This window comes from Parasphingorhabdus sp. (assembly GCF_048269915.1).
GTDB lineage: Bacteria > Pseudomonadota > Alphaproteobacteria > Sphingomonadales > Sphingomonadaceae > Parasphingorhabdus.
Window position 1 is genome coordinate 58,823 of record NZ_JBLWTY010000004.1, and the last position, 16,757, is coordinate 75,579.

10 protein-coding genes are annotated in these 16,757 nt (G+C 56.6%); 6 read left to right on the top strand and 4 right to left on the bottom strand.

The window, feature by feature from the left end:
* Positions 1–3: 3 nt before the first annotated feature.
* The gene (locus ACN0WX_RS11645; protein WP_417622501.1) at positions 4–8,508 is read left to right on the top strand and encodes a GH36-type glycosyl hydrolase domain-containing protein; all 8,505 of its coding nucleotides are present in this window, start codon (positions 4–6) and stop codon (positions 8,506–8,508) included.
* Positions 8,509–8,758: 250 nt separating this feature from the next.
* Positions 8,759–9,625 (top strand): 1-phosphofructokinase family hexose kinase, encoded by an 867-nt coding sequence (locus ACN0WX_RS11650; protein WP_417622502.1) that lies wholly within the window; start codon positions 8,759–8,761, stop codon positions 9,623–9,625.
* Positions 9,626–9,786: 161 nt separating this feature from the next.
* Here ACN0WX_RS11650 and ACN0WX_RS11655 read toward each other — a convergent pair whose 3' ends face one another.
* The 3 genes from ACN0WX_RS11655 to ccmA all read right to left on the bottom strand — a co-directional run bounded on the left by ACN0WX_RS11655 (position 9,787) and on the right by ccmA (position 12,715).
* A complete protein-coding gene (locus ACN0WX_RS11655; RefSeq protein ID WP_417622503.1) occupies positions 9,787–11,328 on the bottom strand; it encodes a nitrilase-related carbon-nitrogen hydrolase in 1,542 nt (513 codons plus the stop codon).
* A gap of 113 nt (positions 11,329–11,441) precedes the next feature.
* Entirely contained in the window at positions 11,442–12,089 is a 648-nt protein-coding gene (locus ACN0WX_RS11660) for a heme exporter protein CcmB (RefSeq protein ID WP_417622601.1), read from the bottom strand.
* Positions 12,089–12,715: a heme ABC exporter ATP-binding protein CcmA gene (gene ccmA / locus ACN0WX_RS11665; protein ID WP_417622504.1), complete on the bottom strand. Its 627-nt coding sequence runs from the start codon at positions 12,713–12,715 to the stop codon at positions 12,089–12,091. The genes ACN0WX_RS11660 and ccmA overlap by 1 nt, the downstream gene beginning before the upstream one ends.
* A gap of 20 nt (positions 12,716–12,735) precedes the next feature.
* Between ccmA and ACN0WX_RS11670 the strand changes: the two genes are divergently transcribed.
* Positions 12,736–13,065, top strand: a complete 330-nt coding sequence (locus ACN0WX_RS11670; protein WP_417622602.1) for a 4a-hydroxytetrahydrobiopterin dehydratase — start codon at positions 12,736–12,738, stop codon at positions 13,063–13,065.
* A 3-nt stretch (positions 13,066–13,068) separates the two neighbouring features.
* Here the strand turns inward: ACN0WX_RS11670 and ACN0WX_RS11675 are convergent, their stop codons facing one another.
* Complete coding sequence (locus ACN0WX_RS11675) at positions 13,069–13,902, bottom strand: SDR family oxidoreductase (protein WP_417622505.1); 834 nt, start codon at positions 13,900–13,902, stop codon at positions 13,069–13,071.
* Positions 13,903–14,011: 109 nt separating this feature from the next.
* Between ACN0WX_RS11675 and ACN0WX_RS11680 the strand changes: the two genes are divergently transcribed.
* Genes ACN0WX_RS11680 through ACN0WX_RS11690 form a run of 3 tightly spaced genes read left to right on the top strand, consistent with a single transcriptional unit; the run spans position 14,012 to position 16,718 of the window.
* Positions 14,012–14,785 carry an ATP-binding cassette domain-containing protein gene (locus ACN0WX_RS11680; RefSeq protein ID WP_417622506.1) on the top strand — a complete coding sequence of 258 codons (774 nt, stop codon included), beginning with the start codon at positions 14,012–14,014 and terminating at the stop codon, positions 14,783–14,785.
* A complete protein-coding gene (locus ACN0WX_RS11685; protein ID WP_417622507.1) occupies positions 14,782–16,317 on the top strand; it encodes an ABC transporter permease/substrate-binding protein in 1,536 nt (511 codons plus the stop codon). Before ACN0WX_RS11680 ends, ACN0WX_RS11685 begins: the two co-directional genes overlap by 4 nt.
* Positions 16,314–16,718, top strand: coding sequence for a hypothetical protein (locus tag ACN0WX_RS11690; protein WP_417622508.1), 405 nt, complete (start codon positions 16,314–16,316; stop codon positions 16,716–16,718). Before ACN0WX_RS11685 ends, ACN0WX_RS11690 begins: the two co-directional genes overlap by 4 nt.
* Positions 16,719–16,757: the final 39 nt, after the last annotated feature.

The following is a 16,757-nucleotide window of genomic DNA, read 5'->3' on the forward strand; positions in this document are numbered from 1 at the left end:
GTGATGGATAGCGCCACGGACGACGACTATATCGAATCCAGTGGCCACCAGGCCACTGTTTCCTCTGATCCGGACATTATAGTCGCAGACGATGAAGGTGTTGGCGGGCTGGAACGCGCAGCCGCCGTCCTTCATGACAGTCATAAATTGGCTGCTTTGCCGGCAAAACCCGTTCCAGCGTGGAAGAATATCGATCAGGCGGATGAATGGTTGACGCAGGCCCGAACGGCAGCAGCGCAAGCGTCAAGCGAAGCAGGGAAGGCCGCTGAATGGCTTCTCGACAATGACTATCAAATTTACCGGGCCATTCGCCAGATCAAGCAGGATTTACCATCAAGCTTTTATGAAAAACTGCCTGCCCTCGAAGCAGATTCCGATTCAGGATTTCCGAGAGTTTTCTCCCTGGCCCACGGCTTGCTCCTGGCGACCAAATTGCAGGTTACATTGCCTGGGACCATCCAGTTTATCTGTGCCTATCAGCGGATAACACCGCTCACCATTGCCGAGCTATGGGCCTTTCCAACGATGCTGCGCATAGCCTGTCTTGAAATTCTGGTTTCTTCGCTGACTGCGATATTCGAAAACCAGATTCCACAGCCTTTTGCTCCCACAAAAGCAGCAAATGCGCCTTATTCGCTGGACGATACTGAACGTGTGGCGCGATCAATTGCAAATCTGTCGCTGATCGCGTCGATTTCATGGGAAGATTTCTTTGATCAGACCAGCCACGTCGAGAAAATCCTGAAAGGCGACCCGGCACAATATTATTCAAGAATGGATTTTGAAACGCGTGACCGCTACCGGCGTGCGGTTGAAATACTCGCGTCCTATTCGGATATCAGCGAATCCGATCTTGCCACGGAGGTCATCAGGCAGGCGGATGCCGCCAATCCAGGACAAGGCAAGGATCATGTCGGCTACTGGCTGATCGGCAATGGCCGGCGTGTCTTTGAAAAGTCTCTAGGAGTAAGACCGCCGCTGGGGTTGCGGCTGAGACGGGCGGCTTTTGATCACGCAGGACCAATATATTCGATCGCATTATTGTCCTTCTGGATCGGCGCGCTTCTGATTCCCGCGCTCTATCTCCTGTTCATCGAGGTCAGCCTGGCCGAATGGATTGGTGCGTTGCTGGTCATGTTAATTCCAGCATCCATATTATCCATATCGTTGGTCCAGCGCCTCGTGACTCTTGTCGTGCCGCCCAAAGCCTTACCGAAGCTGGACTTTACCGAGGGGCTTCCGGATGATTGTTCGACTATCGTCATTATCCCGGCAATTGTCGCAAAACCGGACGAGGTGTCCGGTTTGATACAGCAGATCGAAACCCACTGGATTGCGAACAGGGATAGCAGGCTGCAGGTCGCCTTGCTCGCCGACCTGGCCGATGCCGACGCTGCCGAGATTCCGGGTGATGAGGACATAACCGGACAGCTGGTAGATCAGGTACGATCGCTGAACAGAAAGCATGGAAAGGCGCACATTTCCCCGTTTCATGTCCTGTGTCGCCCCCGCCAGTATAATCGCTCGGAAAACTGCTGGATGGCGTGGGAACGCAAGCGCGGGAAACTGGAGCAGTTCAACCGCCTGCTGATGGAAGATGATGATCGGGGTTTTTCGCTTCATGAAGGCGATCGTGCGGCCCTGGCCAATATCCGGTTTGTTGTCACCGTCGATGCGGATACCGTCCTTCCTACCGGCAGCGTGGCAAAAATGGCGGGAACCCTCGCCCATCCCCAGAACCAGGCCTATTTTGATGATGACAGCGGCCAGATGGTTTCCGGATATTCGATATTGCAGCCGCGGGTGGAAATGGCACCGCAAAATGTCAGCCGGACTTTTTTTACCCGCTTCTTTGCTGGTGATACGGCCATTGATATCTACAGCCGTGCGGTTTCCAACGTCTATCAGGATCTGTTTGGGTCAGGCAGTTTTATCGGCAAGGGAATTTATGATGTTGCCGCTTTCTATCGCTGTATAGACGGACGCATTGCGGAAAATTCAGTATTGAGTCACGACTTGCTGGAAGGCGCTCTCGGACGCGTGGGCCTTGCCTCCGATATCATCCTTTATGAAGGATTTCCCGGAACCTATCTGGAATATGTGAAGCGCTGGCACCGCTGGGTTCGGGGAGACTGGCAATTGCTGCCCTGGCTTCACCGATCGGTACGCGGGACGGCGGGACTGAAAAGGGCCAGCGGACTGTCCGGTCTGGATATCTGGAAGATCATCGACAATTTGCGCCGCAGTCTGGTCCAGCCGTCCTTGCTAATCATGGTGATCGTCGGTTGGCTGTTCCTGCCCGGTAATCCCTGGTTCTGGACGCTGCTCACGATATTCGCTCATGCCGGACAGCTGTTTACCGACCTCGTCACCGGTCTGGCACAGGGACGGAGGCGCGGGGCGGTGCGGGGGCTTTTTGCGCAGCTGACCGACCAGAGCGGGCGCTGGTTTCTGACAATTGCCTATCTGCCATATGAAAGCGTGATTGCCGTGCATGCTATAGGGATAACCTTATGGCGAAGCCTAATATCCCATAAAAACCTGCTGCAATGGACGACCGCGGCGCATGAAACAGAGCGTCAAAAAAACCTCAATTCGCGTGCCGCAATCTGGCGGAGAATGTGGCCTGGATCGGCAATATCCGTTTCTCTTGGGCTAGCGATCCAAATTATCAATCCATCATCCATGCTGGCGGCGCTGCCGCTTCTGATGCTGTGGTTCGTCGCACCGGAAATAACGGTCTTGCTCAATCGCCCGCGCCACAAACCGGCCAGACCGCTTGGAGAGACGGATAAATTATTCCTGCGCGAACTGGCCCGGCGGACCTGGCTCTATTTTGAAACTTTCGCAGGCCCGCAGGATAACTGGCTGCCACCCGATAATTTCCAGGGTGAACCCCATCCGGAAATCGCGCACCGTACGTCGCCGACGAATATCGGCATGATGATGCTCTCAACCGCAACTGCCTGGGATCTTGGCTATCTTGGTAAGGAAGAGCTGGCCGCCCGGACGGATAACAGCTTCGCCAGTCTCGACCGGCTGGAAACCCATCGCGGCCATTTTCTGAACTGGTATGATACGCTTAAACTACAGCCGCTTGAGCCGCGCTATGTGTCTGTCGTCGACAGCGGCAATCTCGCCGGATGCCTGCTTGCCTATGCCGTGCTGTTACGGGACATAGCGCATGCGCCCGCTATCGAGCCGCAACGATGGGCCGGGCTTGACGATGCGCTGCGACTGTTCGCGGGGGCATTGCAAAAACTTCCTGATGGTCTGGGCACGCTGGAAGCGGATGTAGCGACATTGCGTGCCGACCTGGATCAAATAGCGGCCAAACCACTGGAATGGCATGCGGCTTTGACCATGATTCTGGAAACAGAGATAGTCGAGTTTGAAAAACAGGTTGGGGAAGCTGCGATTGCATATGACTCCATTCCAACGGCCAGCCTTCGGGAATTGCACAGTTGGCTGGAGCGTTCCCGGCATCATCTTCAGGCGATGAAGCATGATATTGAGAATTATGCTCCCTGGTTGCGGATCGGTGACTTGCCATCGGGTCTTGTCGCGGTCCACCAAGAAGTAATGAACCTGCTGAACGCCGGTTCAAGCCAGCCGGTTTTTGACCGGGCGCTGGGATTGCTCATCAATCATCAAACCGACGACAGGCAAGAAAAATTGGGACTTCAGTCTCTTGGTGAGGCGTTGAAAACGGCACAAAAAAACCATCATCGGCTTTCGGTAAAGCTCAAAAAACTTTCGTTGAAGACGATGAAATATGCCGATCGAATGGAATTCGCACCCTTATATGATCGCGAACGCCGCCTGTTTCACATTGGCTATAACGTCAGTTCCGACCGGCTTGATCCCCATCATTATGATTTGCTTGCCAGTGAAGCACGACTCGCCAGCTATTTTGCCATTGCAAGGCAGGACGTCCCGGTGGAGCACTGGTTCCACCTTGGCCGTCCCGTGATGCGGAGCGACAATGGTCTGACGCTCATCTCCTGGAACGGCTCGATGTTTGAATATTTGATGCCACGCCTGTTGATGCGAAGCGGCCCGAATACCTTGCTCTACGAAAGTGAGAAAGTCGCGGTGAAGATGCATCAGGCCTATGGTCGATCAAATCAGCTGCCATGGGGTATATCCGAATCAGCCTATTCCGCTCGTGATCCGGACCATCGCTACCAATATCAGGCATTTGGCGTTCCCGGCCTTGGACTCCGTCGGGGGCTGGCCAAGGATGTCGTTGTCGCGCCCTATGCGTCTGCGCTTGCCCTGCAGATTACACCAGCGGACGCTGTCCAGAATCTCCGTTTGATGGATATGCAGGGGCTTTCCGGACTTTACGGGATGTTTGAGGCGGCGGACTATACGCCCGAACGTCTGCAGGATGGAAGGGACGTAACACCGGTTAACGCCTATATGGCCCATCATCAGGGCATGTTGATGTGCGCGATTGGCAATAGCCTGTGTGACGATATTCTGGTCAGGCGTTTTGAACAGGATCCGCGGGTCAGTGCGGTCTCCCTCCTCCTGAATGAACGTGTGCCGCAGGAACTTCCTTCCGAGGTAGAACGGATTGAGAGCATTGATCTCGCCAGTCGTCAGTCTGCGGCCATTCCGGCCCTGCAAAGCTGGAGGCCGGAACTTCAAACCGCCAGTCCTCAGACGCTGCTGCTCGGCAATGGCAGTCTTTCGAGCTGTATTTCAACCGGGGGCGGGGGCGGGCTGCGCTGGCGGCATCACGCTCTCACACGTTTTTTGGCCGACCCCGTGCAGGATGCCGAGGGCCTCTGGATTTATCTCTATGATCAGGATGAAGGGAGCATGTGGTCTGCGACCCGCCAGCCCACCGGTCATCGGTCAGACCAGTATGACGTGACGTTTCATTCACATATGGCGGAATATCATCGCCGCGACCATGATATCAGCCTGTCGATGGAGGTCGTGGTCGCGGTCGGCGATGACCTTGAAATCCGGCGTCTGAATATCGGCAATCTGAGTGACCACAAGCGCAATTTGCGGATCACGAGCTATGGTGAAGTGGTATTGGCGCCGCCGCTTGATGACGAACGACACCCGGCGTTCAGCAAGCTGTTTGTTGGCAGTGAATATATCCCCGAGATTGGCGGGCAACTGTTTACGCGAAGGCCGCGCAATCCTCGCGATGCTCCCCCTGTGTTGCTGCATTTCATCGTCAGCGATGACGAGAAGATAGTCCTCGCCGGGCATGAGTCGGACCGCCGCCAGTTTGTCGGTCGCAACGGAAGCCTGCGGCGGCCTGCGGGCGCGGGCAAGGAACTTTCCGGAACCACCGGCTGGACACTCGACCCGATCATGTCTTTGCAGGTGCAATGTTCCCTTGAACCCTTTGAACATACGCAGTTCTGCTTGGTCACGATAGCGGCTGCAACCCGTGAAGGGGCGATCGAAATTGCCGAACGTTACGCCACTGTGCCGTCGCTCGACTGGGCGATAAATGATGCAGAATCAGCCACCGCACACCAGATTAAACGGCTGGGTATTCCCTCCGGTAAACTCCCGGTCCTGCAGCAGCTTGGTTCGCTGCTGGCCTATCCCCATGGCAAATTGCGGGCTGATCCGGAAAGGATTCGGCAAAACCGCTGGGGTCAGCCGAATCTCTGGGGGTTGGCAATTTCCGGTGATTATCCGATTTTGATGCTGAAGGCAGCCTCGACACCGAGCGCGCTGCTCGCAGACGTGATCCGGGCGCATCAGTTGTGGCGCGCGCAAGGGCTGGAAGTGGATCTTGTGATCATGCAGTCTGCGGGGTCCGGATATATCGAGCCGGTGCGGGATGATTTGATGGAACTGCTCCACGAGGTCAACGGGCAGTGGATGCTGGGCCGCAATGCAGGTGTCCATCTTCTGTTTGCTGACCAGATTGGAGCGGATCAGGTGCGGCTGGTTGAGGCTGTATCTCGGGTCATCATCGATGATCAGCGCGGGCCGCTGGAAGATCAGCTCGCCAGAGCATTTCAGCTACGCCCCAGCTTGCCGCATTTTGAACCTGCCAGATTTCCGGTGCAAGAGACTGCAGCCCCCAAACTTTCCCGCCCGAAGAATCTGCTGATCGACAATGGGTTCGGCGGCTTTGCCCCGGATGGCCGGGAATATGTCATTCATCTGGAACCCGAGGACAGCACGCCAGCACCGTGGGTGAATATTTTGGCAAATGCTCAATTCGGATGTGCGGTTACGGAGGCCGGCGGCGGCTTTACCTGGGCAATTAACAGCGGTGAGAACCGCATCACACCGTGGACCAACGATGCCGTCACGGACGAACCGAGCGAGGTTCTGTATCTTCGCGACGAAGAAACAGCAGAGGTGTGGACCCCGACGCCGGAACCTCGTGGCCGGGAAGCCGCGTGCCAGATCCGCCACGGTGCCGGCTACACCGAGTGGCGCAAAATCTCGCATGGACTGGAACAGGAACTGCGAATTTTCGTGCCGGTCGACGATCCGGTAAAAATTGTCCGGCTGCATCTGACCAATCATACTGAGCGCCATCGCCGGGTGACGGCTACCTATTATGTGAACTGGTTGCTTGGCGCATTGCGCAGCGTTTCGCGGGAGGCTGTTCAATGCTCCTATGATCCTGAACTGCAGGCTATCCTGGCCAGCAATAGCTGGAATCCGGACTTTGCCGAGCGGGTCGCCTTTTTGACTGCGAACCGGTCGCCGCACGGATTGACCACCGACCGGCAGGAATTTGTCGGCAGAGAAGGTAATTTGGATGATCCGGCGGGCCTCCGGCGCTGGGGTCTCGAGGGGGCAGCGGAAACCGGGACGGATCCTTGCGGCGCATATCAGGTCCATATTGAGCTGGAACCAGGCGCAAGCGAGGAACTGATATTTCTTGTAGGCCAGGGTGACAATGACAAACATGCGCGATCCTTGATCGCGGAGTGGAAAAAACCTGATCAAGTCGATTCCGCCTTCCGCCAGTTGAACGGGCAATGGGATGATCTGCTGGGCGCGATTGAAGTCCACACGCCCGAGCCCGGGTTTGATTTCATGATCAATCGCTGGCTGCTCTATCAATCCATGGCATCGAGGATACTGGCTCGCGCAGGCTTTTATCAGGCGAGCGGTGCAATCGGATATCGCGACCAGCTACAGGACGTGATGGCGTTCCTCCACAATGATCCGCAGCGTGCCCGCGCCCATATATTGGCCTGCGCTGCCCATCAATTTGAGGAAGGCGACGTGTTGCACTGGTGGCACCCGCCGTCTGACCGTGGCGTACGGACACGCTGCTCTGACGATCTGCTGTGGCTCCCCTATACAGTCTGCCAATATGTTGAAGTGACCGGTGACGAGACCATATTATACGAAGAAATTCCCTATCTTCAGGCACCGATACTGTCGGCTGATGAGGCAGATCGTTATTCGAGCTTTGAGCGCAGCGTTGCTGGCCGCACCCTGCTTGACCATTGCATCCGCGCGCTGGATCGGGGGGTGACCCGGGGTCGCCACGGAATCCCGCTTATCGGAGCCGGCGACTGGAATGATGGTATGGACCGGGTGGGCGAAGAAGGAAAAGGCGAAAGTGTCTGGCTTGCCTGGTTCGCGATAGTAACGGCCAATGCTTTTGCGGCACTGGCGCGGCGAATTGGGCAGACACAAATTGCCGAAACCTGGTCGCAACGTGCCAACGAACTGCGCGGCAATGTTGAAGAAACCGGCTGGGACGGGGATTGGTATCGCCGTGCTTTTGACGATGATGGCCTGCCCTGGGGATCAGCCGAAAATGTCGAATGCCGGATAGACAGTATTTCGCAGTCCTGGGCGCTGTTTGCCGGAGCCGACCCGACCCGGACCAGAGCCGCTTTGGACGCGGCTTATCGCGAACTGGTCGATCATCAAGACCAGATTGCGCGTCTGCTCTGGCCACCTTTCGAGCATACACCGCGCGACCCCGGTTATATAAAGGCCTATCCTTCCGGAATCAGGGAAAATGGCGGGCAATATTCTCATGCGGCGACCTGGCTGGGTATAGCCTTTGCGCGATTGGGTGATGCAGAAAAAGCCATGGAGGTTTTCAATATGCTTAGCCCGATCAAGCGTGTGCAAAACCGTGAGCAGGCAGAACGATATCGTGTGGAGCCCTATGTTGTGGCAGCGGATATTGCCGGTGGCAGGCAACATGGCGGGCGCGGTGGATGGACCTGGTACACCGGGGCAGCGGCGTGGACCTGGCGATTGGGCGTCGAAGAAATTCTCGGACTGAAATTGCGCCACGGCAAGCTGGTGATCAATCCGTGCCTTCCCGGAGACTGGGACGGTTATTCCGCCATTTTGCGGCAGCCCGGTGGTTCCATTGCGCTCAAGGTCGAAAGGCATGCGGCCGGTGACAAAGTCGGCAAGCTCGTCGTAGACGGTGTCGCGCAATCGCTATCAGAGGTTCAATTCCCGGTTGACGGAAGCGAACGGAACGTCATCATTCGCATGGCCGGAGCGGCAAATGCATCCAAAAGCTAGTTTGCAATCCAATCGATGATCAATGCCTGGTGACAAACAGGGAATCTACCGGGTGTGACGTCGCCAATGATCGGGCATAGCAGTTCTGAACATACTGATTTTACAACATATGGCAGGAAATCATGCAGAAAATCCTCTCTATCTCACTGAACCCGGCCATTGATATCTCCTGTGATGCGACAAATATCCGGCCGACGGTAAAAATCCGGACCCATAATCAGGTGCAGCATCCGGTGGTTGCGGCATCAATGTGGCGCGTGTTATTGTGACGCTGGGCGGTTATCCGGAACTGGTCTATTTTGCCGGTGGCGCGACCGGTGCTCTGCTAGGCGACAGCATCGACCAGCTCCCGATCAAGCAGCATAAAATTGAAGCGTCGGGTCCAACCAGAATTTCCTACACTGTGCACGAAACGCAACTAGGGCTGGAATATCGTTTTGTCCCTGAAGGTCCGAAAATCGAGGAGAAGGAACTGGCTGCATTTATACGGCAGATAGAAAAGCTGGAATTTGACTATATCGTGGCAACCGGCAGCTTGCCCAAAAATGTACCCGATGACATTTACAAGTCGATTGCGAATATTGCGATCGGCAAAGGCGCGCGCATGATACTCGATAGCTCGGGACCGGCGCTAAAGAGCGCACTTGACGGATCCGGTGTTTTCCTTGTCAAACCCAGCCTCGCCGAACTGGAACAGCTGGTTGGCCAATCGCTCGACCGGGAGCAGGCAGGCGCTGAGGCGATCCGGCTGGTCAGGGCTGGTCAGGCCCAGAATGTAGCCGTCTCGATGGACAAGGACGGCGCCTTGCTTGCGAATGGAAACGGCCTGGTTCACGTGGCAGCGCCCCAAGTCACCGTGCGGTCTTCGGTAGGGGCTGGGGACAGTTTTGTTGGTGCCATGACCTTTGCCTTGGCTTCCGGCATTGCCGTGGAAGAGGCATTTCACTTCGCTGTCTCTGCGGGGTCTGCAGCGGTGATGACGCCGGGGTCCGAACTGTGCCGGAAGGAAGATGTCGAAAAACTCTATCGGCTGGAGCGAGAAAAAAGGGGCAAAAATGATGATGAGAATCTACAAAATATGCTGTTCCGGCAATCAAATCGAGCGGACGTGCTATAGTTCGCCCGTCGAACGGCGCGGAAAATTCTGTACCGGCTGATTATAGAAATCGGATGTCGGGCCGCAGCCGTCATGCAACCGGCGACGGGCCGTTCGGGAGCCCGATGAACACAAGCCGGCGATGAAAATCGCGGGCCGGTCCGGTTAGCCCTGATTGAAGGCTAGCCCTTCCAGAGCACCCGATACAAGTCGAAGCGGCGGTCTTTCAGATTTTGCACGGCGCCCGATTGTCTGCTGGTGAGCAGGCTGGTCATCGACAGATCAGCAATTGCGATGGTTTCGGTATTGGGTGCGGTATCTGCTGCCACACCGTCCCGTGCGAACGGGAAATCCGAGGGCGTCAGAATCGCGCTCTCGGCATAATGTATGTCCATATTCTCGACATTGGGCAGGTTCCCGACCACGCCCGACATCACGACATAGCATTGATTCTCCACCGCCCGCGCCTGGCAGCAATAGCGCACCCGCAAATAGCCACGCCGTTCATCCGTACAAAAGGGTACGAACAGGATCATCGCGCCCTGATCGACCAGATGTCTGGCCAGTTCGGGGAATTCGCTATCATAGCAAATCATCACGCCGATCGGTCCGCAATCGGTCGGTATTGCTTCCGCGCCATAGCCGCCCTTGATATTCCACCAGCGCACTTCGCTCGGGGTCGGGTGGAGCTTGTCCTGGGTGTAAATCGCACCATTGCGCAGGAACACATAGGATATGTTGCGAATGTCGCCATTTTCCATGCGCGTGGGGTGGGAGCCACCGATGATGTTGATATGGTAGGAAACCGCCAGTTTCTCCATCACTTCCTTGAACCGGTCGGTATATTCCGCAATTTTTTCAATTGCCTGTGCTGGCTGTAGCTTTTCGCCCTCCAGGGACAGCAACTGCAGCGTGAACAGTTCCGGAAAGGTGACGAAATCCGCGCCATAATCTGCGGCAACATCAACAAAATATTCTACCTGTTCTTCAAACTCGGACTGCGTGGCAATCTTGCGCATCTGGAACTGTACGGTCGCCACGCGCACCGATTGCGGCAGGCGGTCATGCGGTGTCTGTGTCTCGATCTTCGCTTCGGCTGCCAGCGGGTTTTCCCAGAACATATGCACCGCATGGCCACCGGACGCTTTGTCGCTTGGCATATAGTCTTTCAAAATTCCGATCGGAACAAAGCCCTGATTCAGCTGAAAATTGATCACCGGGTCGCGAAATTGCTTGTCTACCACTGCCGCCAGATAATCCGCAGGGTCGGGATATTTGCGCTTGCGCCGGGCATAGCCGGGCAGGCGCCCGCCGAAGATAATGCCCTTCAGTCCGAGATGCTGGCAAAGTTCCCGGCGGACTTTGTAGAAGCGCAGTCCGATGCGTAATCGCCGATAATCCGGGTCCACGCTGACTTCCATGCCGTAAAGAATTTCACCTTCGGGATCATGCCGCGCGGCAAAGCCGCCGCCGGTGATTTCCGCCCAGCTATGCGCTGCGCGCGCGGTTTTCTCAGAAATTTGGAAAGTGGCGCAATGGCCGACAATTTTCCCCTCATATTCCGCGACCAGCTGGCCGTCGGCGAAATTGTTGATCTGTCCGCGGACTTCTTCGGCTGTATAGCCTTCGCCCTTGCCGTATATCTTGCGCGACAAGGACGAGATTTTTCTGGCGTCTTCCAGCTCCGCCCGGCGGATGATTAGCTTTGGTTTTTCTGCCGTCATCCGCGCCCATTAGCGGGGTTTTAAACCGTGTGGAAGATTTGTCGTAAAAGTTCGCCGCGAAAGCCGGCCAAGCTCCCTCCAGCGGAAGCTTTCAGGTAGCAAGCGCGCCTTTCTTATTCCCGGACCGCGCTTAGCGCTGCGCCGGCGGCAAAGGGGGTAATCGCGACGAGCAGCAACGAAATTGCCGCGAGAAATAGCAAGGCGCTGCCACCTTGTGCCGAGAGGCTGCCAGCCCCGAAGATCAAAAGCGGAATGGCCAGCGGGATCATCAATAAACCGCCCAGGGCGCCTGCTCCTTTGAGGCCAGCGGTCAGCGCCGCAATCATCACCGAGAGACCAGCCAGGGCCGGCGTGGCGATCGCCAGACTGGCCAGCAACGTACCGAGGGCAGCTCCCTCCAGGCCCATCAGCCCGCTCGCCAGAAAGGCTGCGAGCAGCAAGGGCGGACCAAAGGAGAGCCAGTGCGAAACGAGCCGGACTGCAGCGATCAATTCATCGGACAGGCCGCGCACGATCAGCTGGTCATAAACCCCGTTGTCGAGATCGGGCTGGATCAGCCGGTCCAGCGGCAGCAAGGTTGCGAGCAGCGCTGCGATCCACAAAATACCGCCGCCGGTCTGCAGTAGCAGGTCGCGGTCTGGCCCCACGGCAAAGGGAAACAGCGTTGTCGCCGAAAGATAGAATATGACCGGTAGCCAGGTCCCGCCGCTGGCGTAGCTTTGCCGCACATCGCGCCAGATGATCGTGGCGATGCCCTTCATCATGAACATGTTTCCAATTCTTCCAATGGCGCGAGCTTCAATGTGAAATCAAAAGCGATTGGTAATGGTATGTGGCTCGTGGCGACAATGATCCCGCCGCCGTCTAGATGGCCTTGTAACGCGGTCCCCAGTTGCATGACTGAATCTGCGTCGAGACCATTGGCTGGCTCGTCGAGCAGCCATAATCTTGCATCTGCAAGATAGGTTCGTGCCAGCCGCGCCCTTTGTCTTTGCCCCGTCGAAAAATAGCGCACCGGGACCTCGGCGAGATGCTTGAGTCCTGCACGCGCCATGGCAGCATCGATATCCGTTTGCCCTTTGCCATCCAGCTTTGCCCAGAAGCGCAATGTGTCTTCGAGGGAAAGATGGTCATCCAATGCGAGCTTGTCGTCACATAATGCCCGGGTTTCCGGTGTTGTGCACGAACCTGTCGAGGGCGGGAGCAAGCCGGCCAGCAGGCGGAGCAGGCTTGATTTGCCGACGCCATTGGGTCCGGTCAGCAAGCCGGCCTGGCCCGGTGTCAGTGTAAAATCGAGGTTGCGGAACAATATCCGGTCGCCGCGGACGCAACTCAGCCCCTCGGCTTTTAGCTGATCGCTGCTTTCGGTTGACTGCCCCTCGCTCATGCCACAGACTTAAGACATGAATTGGCGCGAAAGCCAAGCAAGGAGCAATAAATATGGTGGCACGATTGACTGATGACGAACGCAAGGCGGCTTTCGCGAAGCTTTCGGACTGGGAATATGACCCGGCGCGCGACGCGATCAGCCGCTCGTTCAAATTTGCCGATTTTACCGAGGCATTTGCGTTCATGACTCGGGTCGCCTTGCACGCGGAAAAAGCCGACCATCATCCCGAATGGTTCAATGTCTATAATCGGGTCGACATCGTGCTGACCACGCATGACGCAGGCGAAAATGGCGGATTGTCGCAGCGCGATGTGGATCTGGCGCAGATAATAGAGCAGTGCGTCTAGGCGCTATTGTTCTTCCGATCCGGCCAGGACATCGCCAATGTTGCTGGCCAGACTGACCGACTGCTTGCGGACACGTCCGGGCATCCACCGTGCGGCAAAGGCCAGCTGTTTGGCCATTTTATTGACCGGTGTGTGAAGCTTGTCGCCATGGACAGCACCCCAGGCCGCAGGACCGATGATTGCAACCGGGCTAACCATGACGCCCGCTTCCTGAAGGCGTTCCTTGCCGCTCTGGTTGGTGCCTTCCACAACATTGGAAATGATGTTGGTGTCGATAAAGCCGGGCATTAGCGAACGGGACTTGATGCCATATTTGCGAAACTCGATGTCGTGCGATTCGGCAAGCCCGCGCACGGCAAATTTGGTCGCGCTATAGACGCTGAGATCGGATACGCCGTAAATCCCGGCCGCCGATGCAGTATACAGGACGCAGCTGTCCGGCGTGTTTTTCAGCATTTCAAAGCAGGCGCGCGTGCCGCTGATCACGCCGGTGAGGTTGATGGCGATCATCAGGTCAATATCCGCATCTTCCATTTCCTGGATCGGCCCGCCTTCGCCAATGCCGGCATTGTTGAACAGGACATTCATTGTGTCACCGGTGATCGCGCCGAAGTCGGCGACCGCCTGTTTCCACTGAGCGCGATCTGTGACGTCCAGCTTGTGGATCGAACTTTGACCTTCCGGAAGGAGCGCTGCGGTTTCGGCCATACCCGCCTCATTGACGTCAGCGATTCCAATGAACCAGCCCCGTTCGGCGAAATAGCGACCGACTTCACGACCGAGACCGGATGCCCCGCCCGTGATGAAAATCGTCTTTTGCCCACTTTGATAGCCCATGAATCCGCTCCAGTTTCGTTATTAACATTGATGTTCATTCGAGCGGTTTTTGCCGCGGACGTCAAGTGAAGTTGGACATGCAGACGAAAGCGCGTCACTATGCTCACCCATGCCCGTCTCCGGTCCTTCCATCCATCTGCAGAATGTCAGTCGCCACTATGGCGCAGTCCGGGCGGTGGATGCCGTGTCGCTGGACATTGCTGCGGGTAGTCTGGTGGCCCTTGTCGGCCTGTCTGGTTCGGGAAAATCGACCTTGCTCAAAATGATCAACCGGCTGGTTGAACCGACCGGTGGAACGATCCTCGTCGACAATGCCCCTGTCGAATCGGTCGATCCCCATATCCTGCGCCGCCAAATCGGTTATGTCTTTCAGAATATTGGCCTGTTCCCGCATATGACCATCGCCCGCAATATTGCCATCGGACTCGAACTGGCAGGCGAGAAAGAGGGCCGAGACGAGCGGGTCGCGGAACTGCTTGATCTGGTCGAACTGCCGCAGGAAATGGCGTCGCGAATGCCTGACCAGTTGAGCGGTGGCCAGCAGCAACGCATTGGCGTTGCTCGCGCGCTGGCGACACGGCCCGGGCTGATGCTGATGGACGAGCCCTTTGGCGCGCTCGACCCGGTGACCCGTGACAATCTGACCGAACAGTATAAGGCGCTGCATGAGAAGCTGGGACTGACCACCATCATCGTGACCCATGACATGGCCGAAGCGCTTTATCTTGCCGACCGGATTCTGGTGATGGAAGGCGGGCAGATCAAGGCCGATGCCACGCCTGCGCAATTATTGTCGGGCAAGGTCAGCGAAGAAGCGGAGGCGCTGGTGGCTATCCCGCGCGCGCAGGCGGCCCATCTGATCGCGTTGAGCAAAAAGATATGAGCGAGGCGTGGAAACAGGCCCTTGCGAGAGTGCCGGAGCTGCTCGCCGCCCATGTGCAGATCAGCGTATCCGCCCTGTGCCTCGCGATGTTCATCTGTCTGCCGCTGGCGATATGGGCGGCCCGCTCACCGAAGGTCGCTGCGGTCGCAATGACCGTTGCCAGTCTCATCCAGACCATTCCCGGACTAGCCCTGCTCGCGCTATTCTACCCGTTGCTGCTCGGCCTCTCGGCACTGATCGGCGGCGGTATCTCAGCATTTGGATTTTTGCCCGCGCTGCTGGCGCTGACGCTTTATGCCTTGCTGCCAATCTTGCGCAACGCGGTGACCGGCTTGTCCAGCGTCGACCCGGCGGCATCGGAAGCCGCCGACGGTCTCGGTATGACCAGCGCCCAAAAGCTATATCTTGTCGAAGCGCCACTGGCTGCACCGACGATCATGGCCGGTATCCGCACCGCTGCGGTCTGGACCATCGGTGCCGCGACGCTTTCGACCACTGTCGGACAGCCAAGTCTCGGCGATCTGATCTTTGCCGGATTGCAGACGCAGAACTGGACGCTGGTGCTGGCCGGCTGCCTGTTTTCGGCGGCTCTGGCTATTGCGGTCGACCTGCTGCTCGGTCTCATTGAACGAGGTATACGCGAGCGGCGGCGGATATTGGCCTGGGCCGGATCGGGGATGATTGCAGCGGGCCTGCTCATCGCCACGTTGCCGCTGATGATCGCGCGCGATAATATCGTGGTGATCGGGGCCAAGGGTTTTTCCGAGCAATATATTCTCGCCCGGCTGATCGGGTCACGGCTGGAAAAGGCGGGATATTCGGTCCGTTACCGCGACGGCCTCGGTTCTGCGGTTGTTTATCAGGCGCTGTCGGAGGGAGACGTAGACGTCTATGTCGATTATTCGGGCACGATCTGGACCAACCAGATGCAGCGCACCGATAGCCAGCCCAAAACGGCTATGCTCGACATGATTGCACAATGGAGCCATGCGAATCATGGCGTTAAAATGCTGGGCGCACTGGGATTTGAAAATACCTATGCCTTTGCTGTACGTCCCGAAGACGCACGAAAAAAAACGCTCCGGACACTTGATGATCTTGCCCGGGTGTCGAGCGATTTCAATTTTGGCACCGATGTTGAATTTCTTGAACGGCCAGAGTGGCAGATGGTGCAGGATGCCTATCCCATCCACTTTAAAGACGCTCGGTCTTTTAGTCCGACTTTCATGTATCCGGCCCTGGCCAGCGGCGAAGTGGACGTGATCTCTGCCTTTTCATCGGACGGTCGGATTGCGGCCAATGATTTTGTCGTGCTCGAAGATCCCAAAGGGGCGGTGCCATCCTATGAAGCGATAATGCTGCTGAACCCGGATCGTGGCAATGAAGATAAATTTGTCGCAGCGCTAAATCCGTTGATCGGTGCAATCACGGTGGAAGTTATGCGCGAAGCCAATTATATGGTTGATCGCAAAGATGACAAGAAGACACCAAGGCAGGCCGCACTCTGGCTGGACAACAAGGCGAGGGAATGACCGTGAAATTTGGTTTCGCATATTCATTGAGAATCGCCGGTCTGGCCGCTGCGCTTTTCATGGCATGTTCTTCGGTCACCGCGCGCGCGTATGTGACCGTCACTTTCTATTCGCATGATTTCGGCCAGAATTTCCCGCATGCCTTCTATGCGGCGAAAGGTGAGCTGGCGGACGGCAAAAAGGTTGATACCCGCTTTGGCTTCACCGCGATCAACGTGTCGCCCGGCATTTCGTTCGGCTCCGTCAAGGACCATGTAAAGGCGCCGTCTGCAGATTATATCGCCAGCAGCAATCCGCATTTTACCGTCAAGGTTGACGATAGCAAATATCGCCAGCTGATAGCTGTGGTCAAAAAACCGCAAACTGGAAGAAGCCCCGGTCCTTCATGGAAGAAGTCATGAAGCTCAGTTCCTTTCTCGAATAGCGGAAAAAAAGGTGCG